This window comes from Rheinheimera sp., from assembly GCF_036568245.1.
Lineage (GTDB): Bacteria > Pseudomonadota > Gammaproteobacteria > Enterobacterales > Alteromonadaceae > Alishewanella.
On sequence record NZ_DATCSY010000345.1, the window covers coordinates 1 to 11,547 of the forward strand.

Below are 11,547 nucleotides of genomic sequence, written 5' to 3' on the forward strand. Positions count from 1 at the left end.
GCATCAGGCGTGTCAGTTGGCCCAACTGGGTAATCCGGTGTTGCATGCCCGCACCTTGGCACCGCTTAGCGGCACTGAAACAGCGTTACGGGTGCGCAGCAGTTACGAGCCACAACTGTCTGGCTGCCGCGTTGTACAGCAAGTTGCTGGTAGACAAAGTTTTATTACTGAACTCAATGACGTCACCCTGCTGACACTGCACGCTGACATTGTGCTTAGCGCTGAGCGGCTGGCACTGGAGCTACAACAGCCGGTGATTGCACTGCCTCAGCAAGGCAATAACCTGTGCTGGCTGCTGCCGACTGCATGTGCCGAGCAAGCGCTTGCCTGCTTAGCTGAAGCTGACATTCATGCCGTGTGGGATACCCAGCGCTACTGCGCAGTGGCATGGTTAAAAGGTTCCGAGCCGGTGTTAGCTGCTCAGGCAGATCGCGTGTTGCAGCCACATGCAGTGTTGCACCGCTATGAAAATGAGCAGCAAGTGATCTGGTTATTGGCACGACCACTAAGCAGCGACGTATTGCAGCAAGTGCATCAACAACTGATCCGGCATACACCTACGCTGCAGGTAGTGGTAGCGGGTACCGGCAATGTCGGGGCAGAGTTCCTGTCAATGCTGGCGGTGCAGCAACAGCGTCTGAGCACTAAAGTGCAGCTGCAACTGGCTGGCGTACTGAATTCCAGACAAGCGTTATTAGCAAATAATTTAGACATCAGTCAGTGGCAGCCACTGCTGGCGCAAAGCGATAGTTGGCACCCGCAGCAACTGTCTGCCTATCTGGCTGCATTGCCTGAACCCAAAGTGCTGGTTGATATTACCCCTAGCCAGGAATTTGCCAGGTCATATCCGGACTTTATCGCCGCCGGCTGCGACATTATCAGTGCCAACAAGCAGGGTGTTACGTTGCCTGAAGCGGAATACCAGCAAATCAGGCAAGCAGGGCAGTTACACAACAGGCAATGGTTAAGCAATACTACCTGTGGAGCCGGTATCCCGGTGCAGCGTACTTTGCAGGAACTTATTAGCGCTGGTGATAACATTACTCAGATCAGTGGTATTTTTTCCGGTACGCTGTCTTGGTTACTATGCCTGTTTGATGGCAGTAAACCTTTTTCTGATTTTGTACTCGATGCCCGTCAGGCTGGCCTGACAGAGCCAGATCCGCGCGATGATTTGTCTGGTAAAGACGTTCAGCGCAAACTGCTGGTACTGGCCCGTGAGCTCGGTATTGCACTGGAGTTAGATGACATCCGGCTGCAGCCTTTATTACCAGCTGGCCTTGAAAATGGAAGTTGGCAAGATTTCTGGACCCGGCGCAGTTTGCTGGATGCTGAACTGGCAGACGTACTGGCGCAGGCTAAAGCCAGCGGCAAAGTGTTGCGTTATGTCGCCAGTTTATCCGCAGAGAATGGCAGTATCTGCGCGAATGTCTCATTGCAGCAGGTAACAGCAGATCATGCGCTGGCCGCTATAGCGCCTTGTGACAATGTCTTTGTGATCCGCTCTGGCTGGTATAACGAGAATCCATTAGTACTAAAAGGGCCGGGGGCCGGCAAAGTGGTTACCGCGGGCGGTTTGCACGCAGATCTAGCTGTGCTGGTTAATCAACTCACTGGCAAAGCTAAGCTGCCAGCTATACTGACGTAACAGAAAGAGAATGACTATGGCATTTGCAAATGCGCAATATTTAGAAGCAATTAACCGCAACCTGCAAGACATCAATGGCAAGGTTAACGTCAGTTTCGAGTTTTTTCCGCCGAAAACGGCGCAAATGGAACAAACACTGTGGCAGTCTATTGAACGATTAGCCCCGTTAGCGCCGTCTTTTGTGTCGGTAACCTATGGTGCAAACTCCGGCGAGCGGGACCGGACCCACGACATTATCAAATCGATAAAGCAGCGCACCGGATTAATTGCTGCACCACATTTAACTTGCGTTGATGCGACTAAAGAAACGCTTGTCGACATCGCGAGAGATTACTGGCAAAACGGTATCAGGCATATCGTAGCCCTGCGTGGTGACTTACCACCTGGCAGTACCGAAAAGCCGGCGCTATACGCCGCTGACCTGGTTGAAATACTGCGCTCTGTTGCAGACTTTGATATATCTGTTGCCGCTTACCCAGAGATACATCCGGAGGCGCCAAATGCACAGTTCGATTTACTGAACTTAAAGCGTAAGGTGGATGCCGGGGCGTCGCGTGCCATTACGCAGTTTTTCTTCGATACAGAAAAGTTTTTACGCTATCGTGACCGTTGTGCCGCAATTGGCATTGATGTCGACATTATTCCTGGCATTTTACCTGTGACGAATTTTCAGCAGTTACAGAAATTTGCAGCACTGACCAATGTGGCCGTACCGCAATGGATGCACAAAGCCTATGAGGGCTTAGAGAACGATGCTGCAACACGTAATCTGGTGGGAGCAAATATCGCGATGGAAATGGTGAAAGTGTTAAGCCGGGAAGGAATAGATCACTTTCATTTTTACACGTTAAATCGCAGCGAGTTAAGCTACGCCATTTGTCATTTGTTGGGTGTCAGGCCTCAAATCGCGGTCTAGGTTATAGCTGTATACTAAATGCCCGCTTAGCTGCGGGCATTTTTGTTAGCAAGGCGACTTTTGTCGACTTGGCGTAGCAGCAGATTTCGGGTAACCTGAGCTGCGATATTGCTTTAGCAATTGCTTAATCAACAGGGATGCGTTGCGATGTTTGAAGTGCTTGGACGCTGCTTTTATCTGCATAGTTACGTGAGCTTTGCGCTTAGGCTTAGGCTAACATTTACTACAGCTTTTAGTATTTTTCTATTATTGGTGGCGTTCAGCGCGAGCGCCGGACAAGCCAAACTCAGTCACTATTTTCAGGAAAGCTGGACAACCCGTGACGGCTTACCTCACAACACTATCAATAGTATTACGCAAAGTAACGACGGCTATTTATGGCTCGCTACCTGGGAAGGTGCTGTCCGCTTTAATGGCCGTGAGTTTAAAGTGTTTGGCCGCGGGCCTGTTACCGGGCTGCCTGACTCCGGCATCCGTTTTCTGAATACGGATAATAATGGCAATGTGCTGCTCGCTGGTGCAAGAGGTGGCGTAAGTAAGCGCACTGAAGCAGGCTGGCATAGCTGGCCACCCTACAATGTGCTGTTAAATGCCATCGTAGAGGATCAACACGGTACTTTATGGCTGGCCAGTGAGGGGCTGGGTTTATTCCGGCAACAGGCTGATGGTAGCCGCCAACAGTATACTCAACTGCAGGGACTGGCCAGCGACGTAGTACATAGCCTTCTGCTTGATAAACAAGGCAGACTTTGGGCCGGAACCGGCCGCGGACTGATCTGGCTTGATACTCATCTGGCAGAACCTGAAATACACGCAGTTACTGATCTGCCTGCTGTTCCGGTATTTGCATTGCGACAGTATAGCGACAGTCTACTGATTGGTACCGAGCGTGGATTGTTTACGCTGAGTCAGGGGGCTACCCGGCTGTTTTCTGCGGCGCTGGCGAATATGCCGGTATCGGCGCTATTAGTGCAAAATAAACACATCTGGATAGGGACGACTGATCGCGGCCTGCTGCGGTTTGGTGAGCAGGGGCTTGAGACATTGAGCATGGCAGGCGGTTTACCCAACAATCGTATTTTATCGCTGTTTCTGGACCGCGAAAAAAGTATTTGGGTCGGCACCAATGGTGGCCTGTTTCGCCTCAGAGATGCCGCTTTTGTTACCTATACAGCGGAGAACGGTCTGGCTGGCGATTATGTCAGAGCCGTGCTGGCTCATTCTGACGCGTCTTTGTGGATAGGCACCAGCCAGGGGCTGACAGTGCGCGATGAAACGGGCTTTACCACACTGGATTTAACCGGGGTAAGCAAAGGACAATCTGTACTGAGTTTGATAGAGGCTGCTGACGGCGCCGTCTGGATTGGTACTTATACTGATGGCGTGCTGCGCTATCAGGATGGTGTAGTGACAGACAAGTATGACCGCAGTTCAGGTCTGCTGGCGAATGAAGTACGGGCAGTTTTACCTGAACCAGATGGTGGCCTCTGGGTAGGTACTGGCCAGGGCTTGAATTTTATTGGCCAGGGCGGCATCCGCAGTTTCAGCAAAAAGGACGGTTTGCCGACGCCTTTTGTCATGGCGTTGTATAAGCATATCGACGGTAGGCTATTTATCGGTACCGGTGGCGGTGTGGCGATTATGCAACCTTCGGGCTCTATCAGCGCGCTCGACTTTAGCAGTCTGGATGGTGCCGAGTATGCCTTTGGTTTTGCACCAGATCCACAAAGCGATATTCTCTGGATGACCACGGACAGAGGGCTGGTGGCTTATCATCTTAATTCCGGGCAGTTGCAAATCATCGGGCGCGGAGCGGGATTACCGTTTGATAAGGTGTTTCAGGCCGTTATAGATCAGGATAACAATATATGGCTGAGCAGCAACCGAGGGGTGATCCGGCTGTTACGAACGCAAGTTGACCAACTGCTATCAGGTGAGCGCTCGTCGGTGGATTATGAATTGTTTGGCGAAAGTGATGGTATGCAAAGTGCCCAGACTAACGGCGGTTCAATGCAGGCTGCGACGTTATCCGCTGATGGCAGCATTGTGTTCGCTACGTCAAAAGGGGTCAGTATTGTACAACCGGATGATTTAAAGCGCTTTGCTGTAAATGTACCGCCGGTAGTGGTTGAGGGGTTGAAAGTGGATGGCAGTCCGGTAGCTCTGCAGCAGGAAATACAGCTGCCGGCGGGTACCCACAGGCTTGAGCTGCAGTTTGCTGGTCTTGGATTTATTATGCCGCAGCGCATACAGTACAGTACTAAGCTAAATGGCTTTGATGAAACCTGGGTTGACCGGGGCAGCAACAATACTGCTGAATATACCAACCTGCCGCCCGGGCATTACCGGTTTTCCGTCAGGGCGGCATATCCTCAGGGCAGCTGGAGCGAACATGACGCCAGGTTTAGCTTTGTGATCCTGCCACACTTCTGGCAACGGGCGGATTTTTGGACTGTTGCTATTCTGGCCGTCATATTACTGACCGGGCTTTTAGTGCGCTGGCGCTTGCAGGCACTGCACAGGCGTGAGCAAAGGCTGCTATGGCAGGTAGCAGAAAAAACGGTGGAGCTACAGCAGCAAACAGACCATCTGCGGGCTGTGGATAAACAACGTTCAGAGTTAATGCAACAAATTCAGCAGCAGGCACAGGAATTCGAGCTGCAAGCACGGCTGGATGCGTTAACGGGATTGGCAAACCGCAGGGCTTTTGATGAGGCGTTGACCAGAGAATGTGCCCGTGCACGCAGAACTGCCCAACCTTTATGTCTGGTGCTGCTGGATATAGACCACTTCAAGCAGGTCAATGACACCTTTAGCCACAGTGTGGGCGATGAAATACTGAAAATGGTTGCCAGAGTGGTATGTGGCCTTTGCCGGACAAATGACACCGTAGCACGTTGGGGCGGCGAAGAGTTTGCTATTTTATTGCCCGATACCAACATAGTTGCAGCGGCAGAGATCTGTGAACGGATAAGACTGGCGGTCATGCAGATAGATTGTTCAGCGTTCTCTGCCGATTTACGCATTACTGCCAGTATGGGCATTGCAAGCTATGCCGGTGAACATCATCACGATAAATTACTATCACGTTCTGACGCTGCTTTGTACTGTGCGAAGCAAGACGGCAGAAATAGGATAAATATCGCAGAGTGAATAAATCATTTTGTATAAAAATTCATAAAAATAGAATAATAATTCTTGAAGCTGCATGAGGGCCGTTCTACACTAGCGGCTGTTTCGTGCTATACCTATACGTTATTTAGTTCCTGAGAGTCGTATCCAATGTTATCAACTGACAAATCTGTATCTTTAGTTCGTAGTATCGTATTGGGCGCTGCTGGCTACAGCGGGGCTGAGTTGGCTGTAATCTTAGCGCGTAACCCTTATTTTGAACTGGTTGGGGCTTATGCATCGGCGGGCCGTGCCGCAGAGCCATTTTCTTCGTTATATCCCCGTTATAAGCAGCAGTTGGATATGCTGGTGCAACCCTGGACTGATGAGCTCGCATCAGGGTTAAAAGACAAAGTAGATGTTGCTTTTCTGGCGTTACCGCATGAAGCCAGTGAGGCTGTTACGCCATTATTGCTGGCACAGAATATCGATGTTGTGGATTTATCCGGCGCCTTTCGCCTGAAGCAACCGCAGCTTTATCCAAAATACTACGGCTATGAGCACCAGCACCCAGAGTTGCTGGAAGAGGCGGTTTATTCTTTGATGGAGTGGCAAAAGACACCGCTACCCCGGCTTATTTCAGTGCCGGGCTGTTACCCGACTGCATGTTCACTGGCATTGCTGCCGCTGGTTAACGCCGGCTTAATTGCTGACGGCTGTGTTCCGGTAATTAACGCCACCAGCGGTGTGTCGGGTGCTGGCCGTAAAGCTGCGCTTAACACCTCATTCTGCGAAGTTGGCTTAAATGCCTATGGTTTTTTTAAGCACCGCCACCGGCCGGAAATTGAACAGAACCTCGGACGCAAAGTGGTATTTACGCCACATCTGGGGAATTTTAAACGCGGTATTCTGGCGACCAGCGTGGTGACGTTAAAAGCCGGCGTGGACGCTGCTCAGGTGAATGAGGCCTTTAACGATGCCTATGCCGGTAAAGCCCTGGTCAGGCTGGTGTCACATTCGCCTAATGTCGCTGACGTGGCTGGTACACCCTATTGTGATATTTACTGGCAGCAGGATGGTGAGCAGCTTGTTGTCGTGTCAGCAATTGATAACCTGCTAAAAGGCGCGGCTGCTCAGGCTATGCAAGCGGCCAATGTGCGGTTTGGCAAACCTGAGACAGCTGGTTTATTTAGTGGGGTGGCACATGAGTAAAACGCCACTGGTGTTAAAAATGGGCGGGCGTCTGTTGCAGGACGATGCTGCACTTGATGCTTTACTGGCTGTGTGTGCCGAGCTTAAGCAGCAATACCCTTTAGTGTTAGTGCATGGCGGTGGTGATCAGGTTGATCAGTGGCTGGCCAAATTCGGTTTTCATACTGAAAAGCTTGACGGCCAGCGCGTATCTCCTGCTGAGCAAATGCCGGTTATTGCCGGGGCGCTGGCCGGAGCTGTGAATGCACACATGGTAGCAAGAGCTTCACTGCAGGCGCTGAAGCCTGTTGGCCTGACATTATCAGCCGGCAACAGCTGCCGTTTTGAGCTTAATACAAAGCTAGGTGCTGTTGGCGTTGCCAAACCACAGGATGGCACTTTGCTTAACGGTTTGCTGCAAGATGGTTTTACGCCGGTGTTCTGCTCTATTGGTCATGGTGAAGAGGCGCAATTGCTGAACGTCAATGCCGATTTAGCCGCCGCAGCGATTTGCCAGCTGGTGCAGGGGCAATTGGTGTTGTTAACGGATGTGCCTGGCATTTTAGATGCTGAGGGCAAGCTGATAAACGAATTGAACAGTGTTCAGGCTGCTGAACTGGTGCAGCAAGGCGTTATTAAAGGTGGTATGAAAGTAAAACTGGACGCGGCTCTGGACACCGCTCAGGCGCTGCGACGAAGTATTACCGTAGCGGGCTGGCAACACCCGCAGGATTTGTTAAATCTGATGCGACAGCAAGCAGTAGGCACACGCATCGTCTGTTAGTCCCTTAAACAAGGATGCCGCGCTGGCGGCAGGTCGATCGAAAAAATGAGTAAACTGAAACAATTATTGAGTCTGGCTGAATTAAGCCCGGCAGCGCTGAGTGATTTACTGAATTTAGCGCTGGATGTCAAACAACACCCGGAAAAATACACTCAGGCCCTGGCGGGTAAAAGTATAGCGCTGATTTTTGAGAAGCCCTCGCTACGTACCCGTGTCAGTTTCGATGTTGGTATTTATAAATTGGGTGGGCACAGTGTTTATCTGGACCAGCAAAATGGCGCCATGGGAAAACGGGAAACGGTGGCTGATTTTGGCCGTAATCTGGCCTGTTGGACCGATGCGATTGTTGCCCGGGTATTTTCTCAGCAAACACTGGAACAACTTGCACAGGCCAGTCATAAGCCGGTGATTAACGCATTAAGTGATTTATATCATCCGTGTCAGGCGCTAGCCGACCTACTGGCATTAAAAGAGCAGTTTAATGAGTTAAATCAGGTGCATCTGGCCTATGTTGGCGATGGCAACAATGTGTGCCACTCGTTAATGATTGGCGCTGCGCTTAGCGGTATGCGAATGACAGTGGTGACACCGCAAGGGTTCTCACCGGATGCGCAGGTGTTGCTGCAGGTGCAGAAAATAGCGGCAACGACCGGTGCGGTGCTGGAGCTTAGCCCGCACTTATCTGCAGCAGCCGGTGCAGATGCTATTTATACCGACACCTGGCTGTCGATGGGCGATAAAGCTGATCCTGCTGAGATAGAACGTATATTCAAACCATACCAAATTAACACTGCCGTTATGCAGCGTCTGGCAGTGAAGTTTTTTATGCATTGTTTACCTGCGCACCGTGAGCATGAAGTGACCAGTGAAGTGCTCGACAGTGATGCGTCTCTTGTTTTACTGCAGGCGGAAAACCGCATGCATGCCCAGAATGCCGTATTAATCAGTTTATTTGCGTGAGGATATCATGAGTATTAAAAAAGTTGTTTTAGCCTATTCCGGTGGTCTGGATACTTCGGCTATCGTGCCTTGGTTAAAAGATAACTATAACTGTGAAGTTATCGCCTTTGTTGCCAATGTTGGTCAGGGTGACGAGGAACTGGCCGGGGTTGAAGAGAAAGCCATCAAGTCGGGTGCCAGCAGCTGTCATATCGTCGATTTACGTGAAGAATTTGTCAAAGAAGTTATTTACCCGACATTAAAAACCGGTGCTGTGTATGAAGGCCAGTACCTGCTGGGAACGTCAATGGCACGTCCGGTAATTGCCCGTGCGCAGGTAAAGCTGGCGCTGGAATTGGGCGCTGATGCGCTGTGTCATGGTTGTACCGGTAAAGGTAACGATCAGGTGCGGTTTGAGGGCGCTTTTGCAGCGCTGGCCCCACAGCTGAAAGTGATCGCACCGTGGCGCGAGTGGCAGTTTAATTCCCGTCAGTCACTGCTTAACTATCTGGCAGAGAAAAAAGTGCCGACGACGGCATCTGCCACCAAAATTTATAGCCGAGACGCTAACCTGTGGCATATTTCGCACGAAGGTGGCGAGCTGGAAAACCCCTGGTGCGAGCCATCTGAACAGGTTTGGATGTGGACCAAATCACCGGAGCAGGCACCGGATCACGCGGCCTATGTTGAACTGAGTTTTGTTAAAGGTGAACTGACTCAAATCAATGGCAATGCCATAGCGCCTGTTGCTGCTATTGAGCTGCTGAATGAGATTGGCTCAGAGCATGGCGTTGGCCGTATTGATATCGTCGAAAACCGGCTGGTTGGTATGAAATCACGCGGCTGTTATGAAACACCTGGCGGCACTATTCTGATGGCTGCATTGAAAGGGCTGGAAGCGCTGGTATATGACCGGACTTCGCTGAAATACCGTGAAGAAGTTGGTCTGGAGTTTGCCCAGCTGGTATATGACGGCCGCTGGTTCACACCACTGAAAGACGCTTTATTGGCTGCAGCAACCTCTTTAGCTGAACAGCTGACCGGTGATGTAGTGATCAAGCTGTATAAAGGCAATGTCACGGTAGCGAAGCGTCGCTCGCCCAACTCTCTGTACTCAGAGGCGTTTGCGACCTTTGAAGGTGATGAAGTGTATAACCAGAAAGATGCAGCAGGCTTTATCCGGTTGTACAGTCTGGCCAGCCGGATCCGCGCGCTGCACCAGCAACAAAAGGATTAATGTTATGGCGATGTGGGGCGGACGTTTTCAGGAAGCAACACTGGCTGAGTTTCGTGATTTTAACGACTCACTTAGCTTTGACTACCTGTTGGCGCAGCAGGATATTCAGGCATCACGTGCCTGGGCGCAGCAACTGGCACAGGCCGGCATCATCACTCAGAGTGAAGCTGACCAGCTGGATTCGGCGCTGGCTGATTTAGCGGTTGCAATAGATGCTGATCCTAAACTACCGCTGCAAACCAGCGAAGAAGACATTCACAGCTGGGTCGAGGCTCAGCTGACAGCGAAGCTCGGGGCGGTTGCCAAGAAACTGCATACCGGGCGTAGCCGTAATGACCTGGTTGCAACAGATTTACGCTTATGGAGCAAGCTGAATGCACAAACCGTGCGTCAGTCATTACTTGGCGCTATTGCTGCGTTACTGAGTTTTGCCGAAAGAGCCGGCACTGATGTCATGCCGGGTTATACCCACCTGCAGCGGGCGCAGCCAGTGCTGGTTGCGCACTGGGCATTAGCTTACGTCGAAATGTTTAAGCGCGATGTGAGTCGGCTGGACGATGCGCTAGCACGTATGGATGTTTGTCCATTAGGGTGTGGTGCCTTAGCCGGTACAGGTGTCGCGGTTGACCGTGTGGCGTTAGCTCAGAGTTTGGGGTTTGCCAGCGCGGCGTTAAACAGCCTGGATGCAGTGTCCGACCGCGACTACGTGGTTGAATTATCGTCTGCCGCCAGTCTCTGCATGACGCACTTGTCACGCTTGTCCGAAGATGTGATTTTTTTCTGCTCTGGCGAGGCGGGCTTTTTCAAACTGGGTGATGCAATAAGCTCTGGCTCATCGCTGATGCCGCAAAAGAAGAACCCGGACGTGTTTGAGCTGCTGCGAGGCAAAACCGGCCGTGTGTTGGGCCATCTGGTAGCGATTTTACACGTATTGAAAGGCTTACCTTTAGCCTACAACAAAGACATGCAGGAAGATAAACAGGGCTTTTTCGATCTGATGCAGACCTGGCAACAATCGTTGCTGGTGTTGGCAACTGTGCTGCCGCATTTAAGTGTTAACGTGCAGCAGTGTCGTCAGGCCGCTGAACTCGGTTATAGCAACGCAACAGATTTGGCTGACTATCTTGTGAGTAAGGGCATGCCATTTCGTGATGCGCATGAAGTGGTTGGCGAGCTGGTAGTGCATGCGGCGAAACAGCAGCAGGCGCTGGAGGCTTTAACACTGGATGAGTTTAAACAGTTCAGTACACTGATTAGCGAAGATGTTTACCCGGCGTTACAACTTGAAGCGGGTTTGCAAAAACGCGCTGCGCTTGGGGGGACTGCACCTCAGCAGGTGCTGGCTGCGCTGCAGCAGGCCAGAAAGTGGTTTGAATCCATTTAACCGATAAAGAAAAGCCCGCTAAGCGGGCTTTCTAATCAGAATAATTCAACTTCCTGTTGTTTCTCTTCCGGCTTTTTCTCTTGAGCGTTATCGAAACTTATCTGCTGAACATCGGTACCGGCATATTGTGTTGGTTCAGTGCCTGGTTTGAAGTACTCAAAAGTGCTGGTGTAGTCAGTGCGGCGGCTGAGTAAACCACTTTGCAAGTCAATACGCACTGAGGCGAGGCCAACTGGCGGCGGCACAGGTTGTTCCGGGATCCCACTCAGTGCTATCTGCATATAGTCCAGCCATGCCGGCAACGCCGTTCGTGCACCGGATTCGGCACCTGCGCTTT

8 protein-coding genes and 1 pseudogene are annotated in these 11,547 nt (G+C 51.2%); 8 read left to right on the top strand and 1 reads right to left on the bottom strand.

Annotated elements, in window-relative coordinates; all coding sequences use genetic code 11:
- The 8 genes from VIN66_RS15320 to argH form a co-directional block, all read left to right on the top strand.
- Positions 1-1,648: homoserine dehydrogenase (locus VIN66_RS15320; RefSeq protein ID WP_331924788.1), on the top strand; the 1,648-nt coding region annotated here is incomplete at its 5' end.
- A 16-nt stretch (positions 1,649-1,664) separates the two neighbouring features.
- Positions 1,665-2,564, top strand: a complete 900-nt coding sequence (metF, locus tag VIN66_RS15325) for a methylenetetrahydrofolate reductase (protein WP_331924789.1) — start codon at positions 1,665-1,667, stop codon at positions 2,562-2,564.
- 147 nt (positions 2,565-2,711) lie between these two features.
- On the top strand, positions 2,712-5,717 hold the full coding sequence (locus VIN66_RS15330) for a diguanylate cyclase (protein WP_331924790.1): 3,006 nt from the start codon (positions 2,712-2,714) through the stop codon (positions 5,715-5,717).
- 129 nt (positions 5,718-5,846) lie between these two features.
- Positions 5,847-6,887, top strand: coding sequence for an N-acetyl-gamma-glutamyl-phosphate reductase (gene argC / locus VIN66_RS15335; RefSeq protein ID WP_331924791.1), 1,041 nt, complete (start codon positions 5,847-5,849; stop codon positions 6,885-6,887).
- Complete coding sequence (gene argB, locus VIN66_RS15340) at positions 6,880-7,650, top strand: acetylglutamate kinase (protein WP_331924792.1); 771 nt, start codon at positions 6,880-6,882, stop codon at positions 7,648-7,650. The genes argC and argB overlap by 8 nt, the downstream gene beginning before the upstream one ends.
- Before the next feature lie 45 nt (positions 7,651-7,695).
- Positions 7,696-8,610 carry an ornithine carbamoyltransferase gene (locus VIN66_RS15345; protein ID WP_331924793.1) on the top strand — a complete coding sequence of 305 codons (915 nt, stop codon included), beginning with the start codon at positions 7,696-7,698 and terminating at the stop codon, positions 8,608-8,610.
- Positions 8,611-8,617: 7 nt separating this feature from the next.
- A complete protein-coding gene (locus VIN66_RS15350) occupies positions 8,618-9,826 on the top strand; it encodes an argininosuccinate synthase (RefSeq protein WP_230818634.1) in 1,209 nt (402 codons plus the stop codon).
- A gap of 4 nt (positions 9,827-9,830) precedes the next feature.
- A complete protein-coding gene (gene argH / locus VIN66_RS15355) occupies positions 9,831-11,210 on the top strand; it encodes an argininosuccinate lyase (RefSeq protein WP_331924794.1) in 1,380 nt (459 codons plus the stop codon).
- Positions 11,211-11,245: 35 nt separating this feature from the next.
- On the opposite strand, the pseudogene VIN66_RS15360 reads toward argH, so the two are convergent.
- Positions 11,246-11,547: pseudogene (locus tag VIN66_RS15360) on the bottom strand (penicillin-sensitive transpeptidase); the annotation flags it as partial.